The 264-nt window shown below is 36.7% G+C and carries 1 protein-coding gene; it reads left to right on the plus strand.

Going from position 1 to position 264, the window contains the following annotated elements; genetic code table 11:
* Nucleotides 1-50: 50 nt before the first annotated feature.
* The coding region (locus SB772_RS42105) for a hypothetical protein (RefSeq protein WP_410838785.1) at nt 51-264 on the plus strand (214 nt) is incomplete at its 3' end.

Raw genomic sequence — 264 nt, forward strand, 5'->3', positions numbered from 1 at the left:
GTATCAATAGAGAACTTAATATTTACGGATCATCAGAATGGCAGCCAGGGATGAAAGTAGACATCCGGTCTATATATTACAGAAACAGTGGTAAGGCTAAAACTATAAAAAGCAATGGAAGTTTAATAACGGGAGATGTCTACTTTGATGAAGAAGATTCTATAAGCCTCCTGGATGATTTTGCTGCTTCAGGAAAACTGCAGCATAATGTAGGAACATGGACAACAGATAACCATAAAGTAACTTTAGGATCCGGATATTTTG

The sequence above is a fragment of the Paraburkholderia sp. SIMBA_030 genome (assembly GCF_046535245.1).
GTDB lineage: Bacteria > Pseudomonadota > Gammaproteobacteria > Burkholderiales > Burkholderiaceae > Paraburkholderia.